We start from the raw sequence: 16,180 nt of genomic DNA on the forward strand, positions 1-16,180 counted from the left end.
TTTTTTATATACTACATTATTGACAGATCCGAGCGAGCTTGATAGTTTTATGCATCGTCATCAAAATGATTTCACTGTGTGACTTATAATATATTTTTATCATCGTTAACACTAAAGGAGGTGAAAAAAAGCTTATGCGGAAAGGAACTGTCTTAGTAATGATGTTGTTTTTGGCAATAGCGGTCATGTTTGTGTCAACCGGCCTGAATGCGGGAACCACGGCTCCAGATGCCATAAAAATGGAAAACAAGGCCTATGACAAACACACCAAGCCCATCGTCACGTTTGAACATAAAAAGCACGCTGAAGACTATGCCAAGGCCAATCCCAAGCTTTTTCCAAACGGCTGCGGTGACTGCCACCACGATCAAAACGGCAAGCCTTTAAAGGATTTAAAGGCCGGTGATGATGTCCAGGGCTGTATTTCCTGCCATAAGGAACCGGGCCAGAAACCTTCAAAGGAAAAGCTGGATAAAAAGGAAAAAATCAAAAAGTATCATGCCGAAGCGATCCACGAAAACTGCGGCGGCTGCCACAGTGATTTTAATAAAGCCAAAAAACTAAAATCATCCGACAAGGGCGCAGCGCCCACGAAGTCAAGATGTAACAATTGCCACCAGAAATAATTGATCCTAATAAAAAAGGGTAATCTTCTCTGGTAGAGATGATTACCCTTTTTTTATGTGTTTTTTACGCTTTGGAACGTTGAAAAGACCTGGCATTTTGAACAAGCTTCTCGGCCCATCCCGGCGTTCCCAGCGCATGGATGTGCGTATAAGTTGCCAGGACGTTTTTAAAACATAACCCGTCCTTCTGTCTCATAAACCCGGCGCCTCTTTTCATTGAATAGGCCAGGTCCTTATCCGCGCCACTCCATTTTAAAACCGTGGAATAGTGAAATTCATGCCCGCGCAATTCCGTTCCCACCGGAAAGTAAGGGTTTTTTCTCTCTACAACGACAATGGTATACCCGTGACCCTGGGGTTTTTTGGAAAATCCGAAAACAACCGGCAACACCCCGGTCATGGGGTAAGCGTTTTCCCCCAGCACCAGCGTCTCGCCCAGATACATCAATCCGCCGCATTCGGCATAAATGGGAAGGCCCTTTTCCACCAACGACTTTATTTTTTCTTTGAAGTGGATGTTGGCAGCCAGTCTTTCCGCGTGTGTTTCCGGAAATCCGCCGCCGATGTAGAGGGCATCCACCAGCGGAAACGGTTTGTCGTCCAGCGGGCTCAAAAATACGGTTTGGGCGCCGGCTGAGCGGAGCGCTTCGATATTTTCCGGATAATAGAATTGAAACGCCGAATCCCTCATGATGCCGATTCGAGGAGCAGGGCCTTTTACCACCCGGGCCGGTTGGCTTTTGATGGTCTCCCGGCCTTTAATTTTCTCCCGTTCTTTTTCAACCGTTGGAACGGGAAGGGCTTGGGCAGCCACCCGGGACAACGCTTCAAGCTCCAGGTATTGCGCCGCCATTTTTGCTGCGGCTTCGATGGAATCGCCGGCCCAGTCATGTTCCGGCGTTGGTACCAGCCCCATGTGACGCTCCGGGAAGCTTTCATTTTTCAATTTCGGCACAGCGCCCAGAACCGGAATGCCGCAATGGTGCTCGATGCTTTGGCGCAGGATTTGTTCGTGGCGGGAACCGGCCACACGGTTTAAAATAACCCCTTTTATCTGAACTTCCGGGTCAAAGTGCAGACACCCCAAAACTGCGGCCGCCATGGTGCGGGTGGATTTGGTGCAGTCGATGCAGAGAATGACCGGCGCGCCGAGCAGTTTGGCCAGCTCGGCCGTGCTGGTTGCGCCGGCGCGGTCCATGCCGTCGTAAAGTCCCCGGTTGCCTTCTATCAGTGCGATATCACCCGGATGGGTATGGGTCAGAAAAGAGGCGCGGACAAGCGCCGCATCGACCAGGAAAGTGTCCAGATTAAAACAGGGCCGGCCGGCCGCAAGGGCAAGCCAGCCCGCATCAATATAATCCGGACCTTTTTTAAAAGGAGCGACGGTTTTCCCCAGCTTTTTCCATGCTGCGATGATTCCGATCGACAGTATGGTCTTTCCCGATCCGCCCCGCAGGGCTGCCATCACCAGTCTGGGAAATTCCATTTTTTTCTTACACCTATCGGCAGGCTTCGAAAATCAAACACGGCACGGAGCCGTTTTTTCACACGGTTTAGTCTTCGTGTTCGGCCGCCGCCTGCTTGCCGGCGCCCTTAAGTCCGTACATGGAGGTGCTGCCGCTGGACCAGTATTCAAGAACGCCTTCCTGAACCATCAGGTTGATCATTTTTTTGGCGTCTCTTGGTTTCATCTCCAGAATTTTTGCCAAATCGTTGAAATAAAATTTACTTTTGCCCTTTTTACCCTGGAGTTCTGCTACGATTTTTGCCGTTGCTTCCGCTTGATCCATGGTTGAGTCCTTCTTTATAAATGCAGGGGCTGCCTGTAGAGGCAACCCCTGCCGGTTGTTAGAGTGTTAGAACTTAAAGTTGGTTGTCTGACGCCATGTAAAATAGGCCGGATCGCGGAAATCATCGATCAGATGATGGGTAAATTCCAGTTCGCATTTATCAAAGAATCTTTCCCACCCGATCCGTTCGGCCCATTCGCCCAGGCGTTCATACTTGCGGGCGTCCTTGGCATAAGCTTCTACTATTTGCTTGATTGCTTCAGTCGTTTTCGGCCAGCGCGGCGGCTCGTTGGGGATAAAGGCCACCACGACCTTTGAAAACTTCGGAGCGCTGATGCGGTTGGAAACCTTTCCGCCCACCATTAAGACAATGCCATCGCCTACATCGTCCTGCAGGGGCATGGCCGGGCACATGGTGTAGCAATTGCCGCAGAACATGCAGCGGCTGTTATTGACCGCAACACTGTTGACTTTTCTCCCGTCCGGGAGATCGACTTTGGCCGGCTTGATGGCTGCCGTGGGACAGGCCGCAATCGCCAGCGGGATCTCGCACATTTTATCCAGGTATTCGTGGTCCAGCATCGGCGGTTTGCGATGATAGCCCAGAATGGCGATGTCCGAACAGTGAACCGCCCCGCACATGTTTAAGCAGCAGGCCAGCGAAACGCGCAGGTGCGCCGGAAGCCGCATACTGGTGAAATCTTCAAACAGCACGTCCATTGCGGCTTTTACCGGACCGGAAGCGTCCGTTGCCGGTGTATGGCAGTGCAGCCAGCCCTGGGTGTGGACAATATTGGTAATCCCCGCGCCGGTGCCGCCAACAGGGAACTTGTAGCACCCGCCCGACTGTTTTCTGCTGAGCAGGTCTTTCTTTAACGGTTCTACCTTGTCTTTGCTGTCCACCATGAATTCGATATTGTTTCGGGTGGTAAACCGCACATGACCGCCACAGTGTTTATCCGCGATGTCGCAGATTTCACGGATATGGGACACGCTCATCAAACGCGCGCCGCCGGCCCGGACCGTAAAAACCTTGTCGCCGGTTTCAGACACATGCACCAGCACGCCGGGTTCCAGGATTTCATGATACAGCCATTTGCCCTTGTTTTTCTTGATTACGGGCGGATAAAATTCTTCAAAATGTCGAGGACCGATGTCGGTTATCCGGTCCTTCATCGGTTGTTTTGGATCGTATCCTGAGGATATAAAAGCCATGGTTGTCACCCCCTATCGCTGATGATGTTTTCTGAATTCATTGACATCGCGCTTAAAGCCGCCCTCTACCTCTTCTTCTTTCCAGAAAATGTAGGGGTTGGAACGCGGTTCCTGAACATGCTGCGGCATCGGCTTAATCTCGGTCGCCTCAAGCAGCTTCTGGAATCCCTGCCGTTTGATCAGTTCGCCCAGCCGTTCGCGGTTCTTGCCTTCTTCCATCCACCAGTCCCATATTTTTTCGATGACTTCTTTGATTTCATCGTAAGGCTCTTCCGCCTTGATAAAGGGAACCAGCAGTGAGCCCATCTGGGCGCCGTCGAGGATCGGGGCCTTTGCACCCACCAGAATGGACAAACCACGGTCATTGCCGATTCGCAATGCTCTGGGCATGACATTGATGCAGTGCATGCAGCGCGTACACTCTTTATTGTTGATGAAAAGTTTTCCATCCTTATACTTCATGCATTCGGTGGGACACAGGTTGATGACTTCTTTCTTGATATCAAACGGGCCCCAGTCGCGGCCGGCATGGGCGCCGGCATTGGGTTGGATCTCCCCGCCGACATAGGCCTTGACCGCTTCCTGGTCGATTCCGATGTCATCCCGCCAGGTGCCGATAAAAGACATATCCGCCCGGGCGATGGATGCCACGCAGCAGTTGGGGCAGCCGTCAAGCTTAAACTTGAATTTATAGGGAAACGCCGGACGATGCAGTTCATCCTGATACGAATTGGTCAGGTCATGGCAAAGCGCCTGGGTGTCATAACACGCATATTCGCAGCGGGCCTGACCGATGCAGTCCGAAGGCGTCCGCAGGTTGGAACCGGACCCGCCCAGATCCTGATTGTATTTATGGGTCAATTCATAAAAAATTTCTTCCAGCTGCGGCGTCGTGGTCCCTAGCAGAATAATATCGCCGGTGGATCCATGCATATTGGTAATGCCGCTGCCGCGCATATCCCACAAGTCACACAGCTGCTTTAAAAATTCTGTTTTGTAAAACTTGCCGGCCGGCTGGTTGACGCGCAGCGTGTGGAAATGGGCGACGCCCTTGAACATCTCGGGCTGGTCGCAATACCGGCCGATGACGCCGCCGCCATAGCCGAACACGCCGACGATTCCGCCGTGCTTCCAATGGGTCCTGCCATGTTTGAAAGACAGCTCCAGCAGGCCCAGAATATCTTCACACACATCCTGAGGTATCTGGTACTCAACACCTTTTTCATTCTTAGCTCTTGATTCGGCTTCCCGCTTAATGTCGGTCACAAAACTCGGCCACGGCCCAGTTTCCAGTTGATCCAACAAAGGGGTTTTATGTTTTGCCATATTTAACCTCCATTTTCAGTTTTGTAAATTCACCCATATACTTGTATGAATCTCTCGTGTATTACTGCGCTGTCGAGGTCACCTCCTCTCGGTTTGTTATTTCGATATATCTTCGATATATTTATATATTTTATAATTTAGCAATAGGGGGTCCATGAAATTATCCCCAAGGTTTGAGGTATAGAATCAATAACCTTGCTTGTCAATAGAAAACAGAGGATTTGCGGTCTAACAATCCTTTTTATTCCCATGAGTTGTAACGGCGCCAAATCATATTTTGCCCATATGAATCACCCGGTAAAGGTCGGCCGCATGCTGCTCCAAATGCGCCTGAACGGCCGGGATGTCCGGACTGGCCGGCGGATACGTTGCAGCAAGATCGCTTAGCAATCCCAGCAATTCCTTTTCCGTGAGGATGGAAAGGGTTGCTTTAAAACCGTCTGTTATTGGGACCGGCAGCTTCGGAAGCGGAGGTTTTTGCGCCAGGGCTTCGAAGAACCCGCTTACGGTGCCCATCAGCGCCTCATGTCCCAACCAGGCAACCGGACCGGTGCCGTCAAGCCTGTCCAGGCGCATCCGAATGGAAAGCTGCAGGAAAAAAATCAACAGCGCTTTTAAGGCAAAAGTCGTTTTATTTTCAATCCCTTTTGAATTTTTAAACAATTTCAGGTACTGCCGCACGGTAATCAGGCGAACGGTTATCCGGTCCTTTTCTTGTTTCAACACAAAATCCCCGGCAGCGTGGTGCCAGGAAAATATCTGCTCAAAAGTCTCGGGATTATAATAAAAGGTTAATATTTTAGCTGCCTGCCTGAACAAATTAGTGGCCTGGGTTGACGACAGAAAAAAATCACCCCCCTTGTAATCCCAGGCAACAATTCGATTTTGCCTTGTTTCCGGGTCACATGACAAATGAAATTCATTGAAGCCCTCAAACCATTCTCCCAAAAACATGGGTATGGAATACCCATGGTCTTTTAATGGCACCTCGCCATAAGCATATACCTCCGGGAGATAACCAACCGTAAAATCTTTCTTTAATTTCTTGATTGTGTGGTATTCGTTTTCAATCCAGGCTTTACCGGTTGCGGATATAGCCACATTTAAAACAAACGCGGCCGTAAATCCAGATCCACAAACATCAACTCTGGACGGATGGTAAAATTGCCCGTGTTTTTCCAGAGAGACACGAACCTCGCGGATTTCTTCCGGCCGGACAGTTCGTTCTAAGCGAATAGCCGCGGCCTGGGTCAGGTCTGCAAATTTATTTCGCATCAAGAATATACGCGCCGCCTGAAAATAATCTTTATAACTCACCGGTGCATCAGCGGACTTGCCGCCGCTGACGCCCGCGAACAGATTTCGATCCATCGGAAGGAGCGCATTCCAGATTTTGCTGCGAGGGGAAACCGACTGGTTGTTTTTGGAGAGTATATAAGTAAACTGGAGCACGTTCTGCCTTGAAGGGTTTAGAAAGTGAATTTGAAAACCAGCCCGTCCGCCGTCGATTCAGGCTATCGATACTGTTCTATTTCTTTAATTATTTCAGGGGCGACGGCATATCCCAGCTCAACCGCCTTGTCGCAGTGGGTGACGGCCAGCTCCGGTTGTCCGCTTTCAAGATACGCGATGGCCAGGTTGTTATGGGCAATTGCAAAATTCGGTTCCATTGAAAGCACCTTTAAGTTCGTTTCAATGCTTTCAGCGATCATCCCTTTCATTAAATAGGCATTTGCCAGGGTGGCATAGGCCTGTAGAAAGCGGGTATTGAATTTAACCGCTTTTTCAAGCGCAAAAATAGCTTCGTCCAGTTTTCCTTGTTGCAGATTCACAAAACCGATATTGCCGTAACCTTCTGCAAATCCGGCTCTTGACTGTACGGCTTGTTTATTGAACTCGAGACACCCGTCCAGGTCGCCCCGCTGCAACCGGATTCCCCCCAGTTGGACATAGGCTTCGGCAAGGTTCGGGCTGCAACTCAGCGCTTCATGGAGTTCTTTTTCTGCTTCATCATATTTTTTTTGTCCCAGCAACGCCACCGCAAGATTGTAATGGGTTGTACCGCAATCGGGATTTCCCGCCAGGGCCGCCCGCTGCTGGGCGATATATTCATCCACATTTTTTGCTTTCGACATGCTCATCTTTCCTTTCATTTTAATCTGCTTATGCTTGTTGGCCAGCTTACCCCACTTTTAGATATTGTACCATATCTTTTTGGAGGCATTGTAAAATAAAAACCGCTTTGACCCGGCGTTACGCTTACTTATATTTATTGTATTTAACATTTTTTTTCTTGACAACAAATTATAGTTTTTTTAACGTCTTTATATACTTAAGGCGAGCCACACGGGAACTATTGTTTATACATTCTACTAGCTCTTTTTAACCATTCTTTATTTATAGCAGCGTTTTTGGGCGTTTGGTTTTAAAAGTTTCGTTTCAACTGTCCCGCATGGTTGGGTAAATATTCGATAACTCCCGGGATGTTTTTTCTAAACCCCAAAAAGTTTCTATGAGAGGGACTATGCTCACTGGATGTTTTACTGCAATTATTACACCGTTTACGGCCGGACATTCCACCGTTGATTTTAAAGGCCTTGAAAAGCTGGTGGAATACCAGATCATAAACGGAATCAGCGGCATACTGGCAGTCGGTACAACCGGAGAAAGTCCGACCCTAAACTGGGAGGAACACAAAAAGGTCATCAAGGTGGTCGCCCAGCAGGCCCGAAAAAAATGCGGCTGCATTGCCGGAACCGGCAGCAACAATACCGAAGAGGCCATCGAAGGGTCTAAACATTCCGCTGATTTGGGTGTTGATGCCGTTTTGCTGGTAGACCCTTATTACAATGGCCCCAGCTCCCTGGAAATCAGAAAAGAATATGTCGGCCCGGTGGCCCGCGCTGTTCCGGATGTTCAGGTCATCCCTTATGTTATTCCCGGTCGAACGGGCGCCCAACTGCTGCCGGAAGACCTTGCCCTGCTCTATCAGGATTATAAAAACGTATCCATCGTAAAAGAAGCCACCGCCGACCTTGAAAACATGAAACGGACACGCAAATGCTGCGGCCCGGATTATACGATCTTTTCCGGCGATGACGGCATGACGTACGAAATGATGGTAAACCCGGAGATTAAAGCCGCCGGTGTTATATCCGTGGTTTCAAATATTGTTCCCGCGGCCCTGTCCAATCTGGTCCGCCTGCTTCAGCAAGGCGACCTCGAAGGAGCGAAACAGCTGCTCAACTCGCTTAAACCGCTTTTTGACCTGGTAACGGTTAAAACCATGGAAAAAACGCCGTATGGAGATGTTCTTTGCCGGGCCAGAAATCCCCTGGCAATCAAAACCCTGATGAAACTGCTGGGAATGCCTTCGGGCCAATGCCGCCCCCCCATCGGCAAAATGACCCGCGCCGGACTTGATAAAGTGCTCCTCGTCGCTCGAAAGGTCCAGGCCGATTCGCCTGAAATATTTAAACCGTTGGCAGACTTTTTCAGCGTTGACATTGACGAGCGGCTCAATACGCCGTCCTATCAGGAAGGTCTCTATTACGAAGGATACCTGTAAAACGGAATTGTCCGGAAGCTGATTCGGGACGTTATTTTGACAACCACTATAAAACTGAAAGCCACGCCTTCGGGCGTGGCTTTTATTTGGTCCGGATCTCTCTAAACTCGGATTGCCCTTCTTTATAAAGAATCCACTTCAACCACTTGAGCCCGAATTTCAACAGACTGATTTCATCCTGCTTGATTCTTGTGCGGGTGTCTTGGTCGACATCATAACGTTTTAAAAAAGAGCTTTCAAATACAAACGCTCTGAACATATCGATATTGTAGCTGACCATAAAAAACATTTGCTTGCCTTGTTCCGTAAGCCTGACACTGGGCGGAAACGACCGCTTTCTGACAACCAGATCCGTCCATTCCGCATTAATGTCATCATGGACATCAACCCCCTGATCGTGACGCCACTCCTGGACATTCCAGACCTTGTCCTCGTTAAATCCCTGGCAGTGCGGTTCATCTACAAAGAAATAAAATCCATCGTCGTCGGCTCCCTCCTTGTGGCTCAGCGATGCCACTCCCAGGGGATAATACCGGCAGGTGGTGGGTCGGTCCTCGTAAATGATGCATCCATCTGTTCTGACAAACGGGCAGGACGCCAAATCGTCATCAAGCAGCTTGAGCGTGATGACCGGCAGATCGGTTTTTTCCAGCAGCTGAGGTTCCGTGTATAGGGCCAAAAATTCATCGGATTTGAGCCCCAGACGGTTCTTTAGCCGAATAATGTCATAGGGCGTAAGGATGATATTGATCCCGCGGCAACATTTCGTAAAGCAGGAAATTTTGTCATGACATCGAAATTTAAATTTATTTTTGGGGCCCAGTCGTCGCGGTTCGACACGGGCCGCCTTCGGGGTAGAATTCATTCTCATTACCTTTCAAAAAAATAGCTGTATATTGCTTCATACCCAAGCTTCTTTATAAAGTCAATTGGACGAAACCCTTCTATTGCATCAAAAACCCGGCAACGTTTAGCAAAGGCGTAAACTTAAGGCTTGATTTAAAATAACACCATGTTATATCATTTCAAGTTGTGAATTTACTAATTCTACTTCTGGAGGTAATTTTAAATGCAGTTAACCATTAACAAAACAGACAAGTTAAAATCACGTCCGGATGATTCCGATTTAACATTCGGAACCATGTTTACCGACCATATGTTTAATATGGATTACGGTTCGGATAAAGGATGGCATAACCCGCGCATCGAACCCTACGCGCCTATTCAAATGGACCCCTCAACGATGGTGCTGCATTACGGGCAAACGGTCTTTGAAGGCCTCAAAGCCTACCGAACCGCTTCCGGCGACATCCAGCTTTTCCGGCCCAAAGACAATTTTAAACGCATGAACGGTTCCTGCCGGAAGCTGTGTATTCCTGAATTCGATGCCGACGCTGTTTTTAGCGCGCTGAAAGAACTGCTCAAAATCGAAAAGGACTGGGTCCCCAGCGCCCCGGAAACATCGCTGTATATCCGGCCGACCATTATCGCCATGGACCCCTTTCTGGGGGTTCGGGCTTCTTACACCTACCGCTTTTTTATCATTTTATCACCGGTGGGCGTTTACTATAAAGAGGGCTTCAACCCCGTCAAGATCTGGGTCACCAAAGATCATGTCCGGGCCGTGCGCGGCGGCCTGGGAGAAGTCAAGACCGCTGCCAACTATGCCGCCAGCCTTTACGCCGGGGAGCAGGCGCATAAAAACGGCTATACCCAGGTGCTGTGGCTGGACGGTGTCGAACAAAAGTATATCGAAGAAGTCGGCTCCATGAACATCTTTTTCGTCATCGACGATGAACTCATTACCCCGATGTTAAGCGGCAGTATCCTTCCCGGCATAACCAGAGACTCCGTCATCGCCCTGGCAAAAATGTGGAACATCAAGGTTTCCGAAAGAAAGATCAGTATCGACGAAGTCATGAAAGCGCATGCTTCCGGGTCACTTCAGGAAATTTTCGGCACAGGAACCGCCGCAGTTGTTTCGCCGGTGGGCGAACTGAAATGCGGCGATACCGTCCTTAGCGTCGGCAACGGCAAAGTCGGGCCCATGGCGCATCGTTTTTTTAAAACCCTGACAGATATTCAATATGACAAGTCCGAGGACCCCTTAGGATGGGTTGAACCGGTATAACTCACCCGCGAGCCACCGGCAACAGCAGCTGTTAGGAGGTAACAGTGACCCCTGCAGGCGAACCAGAAAACCTGAAAACCTTTGTCCAAAAAATGGAAGCAGACGGGCTGCCGCCGATTGTCATTAAAACTTTTGCCTATTATTACAACCAGGTCGCTGCCGGTGAAACCGGCTTGATATATGACCGGGACCTCACCTGTGTGGGACCCGAAGATATTGACGACTTATCCGACCTTATTAAATATGCCGAGACCGGACAGCATGTTTTTAAAAATACCGTTAAAATCATACTCAACGGCGGCCTGGGGACCACCATGGGCCTCACCCAGGCAAAATCCCTTATTGATGTAAAACCCGGCAAAACATTTCTTGAAATCATTCTGCGCCAAACCTTGCATCGGCGGATGCGGCTGGCCTTTATGAACAGTTTCAACACCCATAAGGACACTTTAAAGGCCCTGGCGGCATATGACCGTCCCGACGGGCCTCTGGTTTTTCTGCAGCATAAATTTCCAAAGATTTTACAGCAAGGGCTGGCGCCGGCCGTTTGTCTCAATGATCCTGAGCTTGAATGGAATCCTCCCGGACATGGGGATGTATATACCGCGCTCTATACCTCCGGAATCCTGCAAAAGCTTCTGGATCAGGGGGTGCACTATGCCTTTATCGCCAATTCGGACAATCTGGGCGCGACGGTTGACCCGGCCCTGTTGGGCTATTTTTCCAAACAAAATATTCCCTTTATGATGGAAGTTGCCGAGCGAACACCGGCAGACCTTAAGGGCGGACATATCGCCCGCCATAAAAGCGGCCGTCTGATTTTACGCGAATCCGCGCAATGTCCAAAGGCGGAACTGGACGCTTTCCGGGACATCGACTGCTACCGGTTTTTCAATACCAATAATATCTGGATCAACCTGGAATTTTTGCAAACACTGATCCGGGACAAAAAAACCGTTCGCCTGCCGATGATACTAAACCCCAAGACGTTGGACCCGCGGGACGACAACAGCCCGCCGGTATATCAACTTGAAACCGCCATGGGTGCGGCCATTTCTCTTTTTGAAGGCGCCCGCGCCGTCAAGATTCCCAAAACCCGGTTCATGCCGGTCAAAACCTGCAACGACCTCATGGAGCTTCGCTCCGACCGGTTTGTTTTTACGGACGACAAGCAGTTGATATTAAATCCGGACTGCCGCACTGATTTTATCAGGATCCAGCTCGACCCGAATTTTTACAGCCGTCTGGACCTGTTCGATCAACGCTTTAGCGATGGCATCCCTTCACTCAAGGACTGTGTGTCTTTAACGATTCGCGGAGACGTGCGGTTTGAAGCGGACGTGAGGATTAAAGGCCGGGTGATAATTGAAAATAATCAGCCCTCACAGGCTGTTATTAAAAAGGGTGCGACCATTGACACCGACATGGTTTTGGGGGATTAGCCCCTTTTAAACAGGTAATAATACCGGATAACCTTCTCAACATATGCTTCTGTTTCCCGAAAGGGCGGAATGCTACCAAAACGATCCACCACCCCCGGACCGGCGTTATAAGCCGCCAGCGCCAGCGGCAGCTTTCCTTCATAGCGGTTGAAAAGCTGTTTGAAATAGCGCGCACCGCCCATTATATTTTCCCACGGATCAAATCCATTGGCGATATTCAATGCTTTCATGGTTTCAGGCATGATCTGCATCAAACCTTTGGCCCCTTTTCTGGAAACCGCCCGTGGATTATAATCTGATTCCACTTTGATCATCGCATTCAACAAGTGGGCTGAAATGCCGTGGCGTTTGGAGGCGGCGTTGATAATGGGTTCATATTTTCCGGTTAGACTTGCCGGCAGTGCTGCCGCCGGTCTTTCCTTGATATAAAGCCTGTAGTGGGAGGAGGTAGGCGCATTGGTAAAGTGCAAGACACCGTTGCTGTCGATATACTTGTAGATATCCGCAAACCCGGGGCTTATTCCGATGAGATTGCATATACACACGCACAGAATTGTATACCATATTTTTTTTGCGGGACGCAAAGTCTTTATCCTCGACGCTGTAGCCGGCCCATTTCGGCCCATGTAAAGCACCCACAACCCGTCATCGCGCAAATAGCGGTTTTTAATCTCCATTACCATATCAAAATCAGGGGGTTAACTCAAGTTAAAAGTTTTAAGGCATCAACGCTTAAGCAGCGTTGGGTATTTTTCGCACATATGTTGCAGCGCCGAGGCCGGCCACACACCCCTCTCCGACGGCCTTTGCCATCTGCCAGGGCGGTCCGCAGGCGTCGCCGGCGGCAAAGATGCCGGGGACATTGGTCTCCTGCTGCTTGTTCGTCGCGATGTATCTCATCTCTTGGTCTAATTGGATTCCCAGGCTGGTAGCCAGCTCCATAACACCTTTGGCGCCCAGCTCGACAAATATGCCACTGACAGAAAGAACCGTGCCGTCATCCGTCTTCAGACCTTCAACCTTGTCTTTGCCGATGATCTCAACCGGCCAGGTTCCCTCGTGGATAATGACCGGACTTTGTTTAAGTTCTTGTTTCAGGGCGGCGGTTACTCCGAGTGACCGGCATACCAAACGGACGGATTTTGACGAATGCACCAGTGTCAAGGCGCCACCGGCTGCAGCGCTTTCACCCCCAACGACGCATACATCCTCGCCCTTAAAAAAATTCGCATCGCACTCCACACAGTAGCTTACCCCGCGACCCAGCAATTTTTCTTCTCCGGGAACCCCCAGTTTGTTACGGCTTGTCCCCGTGGCAATCACAATGCTCTTGCTTTCAATCCGGTCTCCGCTCTCGGTTTGAATCTGAAATCGGTTTCCGGCAAAAGCAATTTTCAGAACATCCTCTTCCAGCAACTCCGCACCAAATCCGAGCGCCTGTTCCTTGCCCGCCTGCAACATATCTTCGCCTGAAACCTTGAAGATGCAGCAGAAGTTTTCAATATGTGCATGAAAAAGGCTGCTTTTGACCGAGCGGCCCATTAATAATACCGACACTTTTTTGCGGGCGGCATGAATGGCAGCCTGTAGGCCGGCCGGTCCGACACCCAGTATGACCACATCAACTTTTTTTTGTTCCGGCATGGGATACTCCCTAAAAATAAAAATATTTAATTAACGAACCCTGCTGTCCCGCCAAGGCGGGACAGTCGCGCTGCAGCGGGATTCGACCGTAAAGACTTTTAATCTAATTTTAGATTCGCTAACCCCGCAGTAAGCTGCGGGGAATGCGCGCGCTGTTGCGGTTCAGCGGCTTTTCCGGGGTTTCTGCCAGCGTGAGCGACCCATCTCTTCTATATAGCTCGTCGCCTGCAAAACCGCATTCAATCCGAGTAATGGCAGCATCTGGTCCTTGCCTTGATAATCAGCAAAGCACCTATCCGCGCTGATAAAAATACCGATCCGCCGGCAGATAAGAAACGCTATGGATGCTGCTTCAAGTTTGGCAACCGCCGGTTCTGCTTTCCGTCGGTCCGGCCACCAGGCATTCCGGTCGATACCGCGATGACCGCAAAAGATTTGTCCCAGTTCATGGGCCATCGCCCTGTACTTGTCTTCCAGCCGATGATCCCTGTAGAGCAAAATCAAATATTTCATGCCGGCGTCCAGGTCCAGTTCCGGATATTTCTGACGAACATCATCGCAGAGCGGAACCGCACTTCCATTTGTACGAGCGCTTGTCTCGACCTGGCGAACCATTATGCCATGCAGCGCACAATTATGAACCGTATTTTCAAAAATTTCTTCCGTGAAACCGCCGATGGCGGCGTCCTGTCTTTGACCCTCCGACGGAAAGGTTTCGCCCGCGGTGTCATTAAGATCAAAAACAAAGCGAACCGGAGACATGGGTGCAAGAATCAGCAGGGGACGGGCGCCCGGTTTCAAATCCCGCCTAAATCGCCTTCGCCAGGTTCCGGCTGTGGCAACATAAGTCAACTCCGGGTTCTGAATGAAAAGCAAAAATCCGTTGAATGCGGAATAGTTGGAAAAACGGCTGATAACCTGGAGCATGCGGAGGTATTCCCGGCTGCTGCGAAACCGGTGCGTGGCGCTGAAAACCTCATCAATCGCGTTGCCGTCCCCTTCGAAAAGGGATGATTTTTCATCTGATACGTCTTTGGTGGGAAACAGGCTCATTTGCTGAGACATAATCCGGGATCTCCTTTATGCCAAAAATTGCGCCTCCCAATATTTGCCGTATATCATCTCATCGGCCCGGATACAAGGCAGCGGCGTATTGACCATTCACCGATATGGTATTAACATACGGATACACATTTTTCATCGATACGATAACTTCCCGGCGCAAAAATCGTGGGATTTTGCTTTACGGGTTGACAACCCGGCAATCCATCAGAACGGATGCCGGGCACTAAAAACCATAAACGACATTACGAATGGTAAAAAATGAAATTAAACAAATTGGGAAATTCGGACATTGCCATTACAGAAATCGGCTTTGGCACCAACTACATCGGCGGACACAACCTCTATGAATCCGTTGACGAACAGAACGGGATTCAACTGCTTCAACGCGCGGTTGATTTAGGTGTTAATTTTATCGACACGGCCGACAGCTACGGCCTGGGCCGATCGGAAGAACTCATCTGCAAGGCCCTGGGAAACAGGACTTACGATGTCGTTATCGCAACCAAAGGAGGAATTACGTTCAAGGGGTCCAAACAAACCGGCACCAGCAACGATCCGTCCTACCTGCGCAGTGCCCTGGAGGCTTCCCTCAAACGATTGGGCCGCGACTATATCGATCTTTATTATATCCATAAACCGGATGGAACAACACCTGCAGAAGAAGCCTACGGCGCTTTAATGAAATTCAAAGAGCAAGGATTGATCCGGGCCGGCGGTGTATCCAATTTCGAAATAACGGACATTAAAGCAGCCTTAACGGCCGGTCCCATTGATGCGATTCAAAGCCGCTATAATATTTTCCAAAGAGCGGTTGAATTTGAAATCCTGCCATTTTGCAAAGCCCACGGGATCAGTTTTATTCCCTGGGGACCGCTGGCTTTTGGGTTGCTTGGCGGGAAATATGCAAGCACCTTTAGACTCCCGGAAAACGACTGGCGCCACCGAACCGGGTTGTTTGATGATGACATCTTTATGAACAATTTGGCGGTTGTTGAAAGCTTAAAAAAGTTGGCATCAAAAAGGGGCGTTCCCCTGTCGCATCTGGCCATCCGCTGGCTGCTTTCCCGCCCGGCAGTCAAATCGGTCATCGCCGGCGCCAAACGACCCGAACAGGTCGAGCAAAACGCCCGGGCCTGCGGCTGGGAGCTGTCCGCCGATGAAATCAGCCGGATCGACGCGTTAACGGATTCGACCGGATAAGTATAGATGTTATGATCTATAATTGTTGTCAAAAATATGTTCCAATTGCATGATCTCCATATATCTGCTACGCCAGCCGCCGGATGGTTCTGTTTCAGTCGGCAAACTGTCTGAGCAAATTAGAGCGCGTTCAATTGAACATTACCCATTTGAGTAAATTTATTCAAAAATTG

The 16,180-nt window shown here is 49.8% G+C and carries 15 protein-coding genes; 5 read left to right on the plus strand and 10 right to left on the minus strand.

Going from position 1 to position 16,180, the window contains the following annotated elements:
* The first annotated feature begins 158 nt into the window (after positions 1–158).
* A complete protein-coding gene (locus P1P89_18445; protein MDF1593493.1) occupies positions 159–626 on the plus strand; it encodes a cytochrome c3 family protein in 468 nt (155 codons plus the stop codon).
* Between the two features lie 64 nt (positions 627–690).
* Here the strand turns inward: P1P89_18445 and P1P89_18450 are convergent, their stop codons facing one another.
* The 6 genes from P1P89_18450 to P1P89_18475 all read right to left on the minus strand — a co-directional run bounded on the left by P1P89_18450 (position 691) and on the right by P1P89_18475 (position 7,092).
* On the minus strand, positions 691–2,112 hold the full coding sequence (locus P1P89_18450) for a cobyrinate a,c-diamide synthase (GenBank protein ID MDF1593494.1): 1,422 nt from the start codon (positions 2,110–2,112) through the stop codon (positions 691–693).
* A 67-nt stretch (positions 2,113–2,179) separates the two neighbouring features.
* Complete coding sequence (locus tag P1P89_18455; protein MDF1593495.1) at positions 2,180–2,416, minus strand: dissimilatory sulfite reductase D family protein; 237 nt, start codon at positions 2,414–2,416, stop codon at positions 2,180–2,182.
* 66 nt (positions 2,417–2,482) lie between these two features.
* Positions 2,483–3,631 carry a dissimilatory-type sulfite reductase subunit beta gene (gene dsrB, locus P1P89_18460; GenBank protein MDF1593496.1) on the minus strand — a complete coding sequence of 383 codons (1,149 nt, stop codon included), beginning with the start codon at positions 3,629–3,631 and terminating at the stop codon, positions 2,483–2,485.
* 12 nt (positions 3,632–3,643) lie between these two features.
* Positions 3,644–4,957, minus strand: a complete 1,314-nt coding sequence (dsrA, locus tag P1P89_18465; protein MDF1593497.1) for a dissimilatory-type sulfite reductase subunit alpha — start codon at positions 4,955–4,957, stop codon at positions 3,644–3,646.
* 270 nt (positions 4,958–5,227) lie between these two features.
* A complete protein-coding gene (locus P1P89_18470; GenBank protein MDF1593498.1) occupies positions 5,228–6,328 on the minus strand; it encodes a hypothetical protein in 1,101 nt (366 codons plus the stop codon).
* A gap of 143 nt (positions 6,329–6,471) precedes the next feature.
* Entirely contained in the window at positions 6,472–7,092 is a 621-nt protein-coding gene (locus P1P89_18475; GenBank protein ID MDF1593499.1) for a tetratricopeptide repeat protein, read from the minus strand.
* 389 nt (positions 7,093–7,481) lie between these two features.
* Between P1P89_18475 and dapA the strand changes: the two genes are divergently transcribed.
* Positions 7,482–8,525: a 4-hydroxy-tetrahydrodipicolinate synthase gene (gene dapA / locus P1P89_18480; protein MDF1593500.1), complete on the plus strand. Its 1,044-nt coding sequence runs from the start codon at positions 7,482–7,484 to the stop codon at positions 8,523–8,525.
* Positions 8,526–8,607: 82 nt separating this feature from the next.
* Here dapA and P1P89_18485 read toward each other — a convergent pair whose 3' ends face one another.
* Complete coding sequence (locus P1P89_18485; protein MDF1593501.1) at positions 8,608–9,390, minus strand: YkgJ family cysteine cluster protein; 783 nt, start codon at positions 9,388–9,390, stop codon at positions 8,608–8,610.
* A 204-nt stretch (positions 9,391–9,594) separates the two neighbouring features.
* Between P1P89_18485 and P1P89_18490 the strand changes: the two genes are divergently transcribed.
* Positions 9,595–10,656 (plus strand): branched-chain amino acid aminotransferase, encoded by a 1,062-nt coding sequence (locus P1P89_18490; protein ID MDF1593502.1) that lies wholly within the window; start codon positions 9,595–9,597, stop codon positions 10,654–10,656.
* Positions 10,657–10,700: 44 nt separating this feature from the next.
* Positions 10,701–12,098, plus strand: a complete 1,398-nt coding sequence (locus P1P89_18495) for a UTP--glucose-1-phosphate uridylyltransferase (GenBank protein MDF1593503.1) — start codon at positions 10,701–10,703, stop codon at positions 12,096–12,098.
* On the opposite strand, the gene P1P89_18500 is transcribed toward P1P89_18495, so the two are convergent.
* From P1P89_18500 to P1P89_18510, 3 genes are all read right to left on the minus strand, one after another.
* Positions 12,095–12,682, minus strand: a complete 588-nt coding sequence (locus tag P1P89_18500; protein ID MDF1593504.1) for a transglycosylase SLT domain-containing protein — start codon at positions 12,680–12,682, stop codon at positions 12,095–12,097. The genes P1P89_18495 and P1P89_18500 overlap by 4 nt on opposite strands.
* A gap of 148 nt (positions 12,683–12,830) precedes the next feature.
* On the minus strand, positions 12,831–13,742 hold the full coding sequence (locus tag P1P89_18505) for an NAD(P)/FAD-dependent oxidoreductase (GenBank protein ID MDF1593505.1): 912 nt from the start codon (positions 13,740–13,742) through the stop codon (positions 12,831–12,833).
* A 162-nt stretch (positions 13,743–13,904) separates the two neighbouring features.
* Positions 13,905–14,807, minus strand: coding sequence for a hypothetical protein (locus P1P89_18510; protein MDF1593506.1), 903 nt, complete (start codon positions 14,805–14,807; stop codon positions 13,905–13,907).
* A gap of 258 nt (positions 14,808–15,065) precedes the next feature.
* On the opposite strand from P1P89_18510, the gene P1P89_18515 reads away from it, so the two are divergent.
* The gene (locus P1P89_18515; GenBank protein ID MDF1593507.1) at positions 15,066–16,007 is read left to right on the plus strand and encodes an aldo/keto reductase; all 942 of its coding nucleotides are present in this window, start codon (positions 15,066–15,068) and stop codon (positions 16,005–16,007) included.
* The last annotated feature ends 173 nt before the right edge of the window (positions 16,008–16,180 follow it).

The organism is Desulfobacterales bacterium (assembly GCA_029211065.1).
GTDB lineage: Bacteria > Desulfobacterota > Desulfobacteria > Desulfobacterales > JARGFK01 > JARGFK01.

Excerpts from the sequence above, each read along its gene's own strand:
- P1P89_18475 (MDF1593499.1), bottom strand. The coding sequence starts at position 7,092 with ATGTCGAAAGCAAAAAATGTGGATGAATATATCGCCCAGCAGCGGGCG.
- P1P89_18505 (MDF1593505.1), bottom strand. The coding sequence starts at position 13,742 with ATGCCGGAACAAAAAAAAGTTGATGTGGTCATACTGGGTGTCGGACCG.
- P1P89_18470 (MDF1593498.1), bottom strand. The coding sequence starts at position 6,328 with ATGGATCGAAATCTGTTCGCGGGCGTCAGCGGCGGCAAGTCCGCTGAT.
- P1P89_18490 (MDF1593502.1), top strand. The coding sequence starts at position 9,595 with ATGCAGTTAACCATTAACAAAACAGACAAGTTAAAATCACGTCCGGAT.
- P1P89_18455 (MDF1593495.1), bottom strand. The coding sequence starts at position 2,416 with ATGGATCAAGCGGAAGCAACGGCAAAAATCGTAGCAGAACTCCAGGGT.
- P1P89_18445 (MDF1593493.1), top strand. The coding sequence starts at position 159 with ATGATGTTGTTTTTGGCAATAGCGGTCATGTTTGTGTCAACCGGCCTG.
- dsrA (MDF1593497.1), bottom strand. The coding sequence starts at position 4,957 with ATGGCAAAACATAAAACCCCTTTGTTGGATCAACTGGAAACTGGGCCG.
- P1P89_18485 (MDF1593501.1), bottom strand. The coding sequence starts at position 9,390 with ATGAATTCTACCCCGAAGGCGGCCCGTGTCGAACCGCGACGACTGGGC.
- P1P89_18510 (MDF1593506.1), bottom strand. The coding sequence starts at position 14,807 with ATGTCTCAGCAAATGAGCCTGTTTCCCACCAAAGACGTATCAGATGAA.
- dsrB (MDF1593496.1), bottom strand. The coding sequence starts at position 3,631 with ATGGCTTTTATATCCTCAGGATACGATCCAAAACAACCGATGAAGGAC.
- P1P89_18515 (MDF1593507.1), top strand. The coding sequence starts at position 15,066 with ATGAAATTAAACAAATTGGGAAATTCGGACATTGCCATTACAGAAATC.
- dapA (MDF1593500.1), top strand. The coding sequence starts at position 7,482 with ATGCTCACTGGATGTTTTACTGCAATTATTACACCGTTTACGGCCGGA.
- P1P89_18450 (MDF1593494.1), bottom strand. The coding sequence starts at position 2,112 with ATGGAATTTCCCAGACTGGTGATGGCAGCCCTGCGGGGCGGATCGGGA.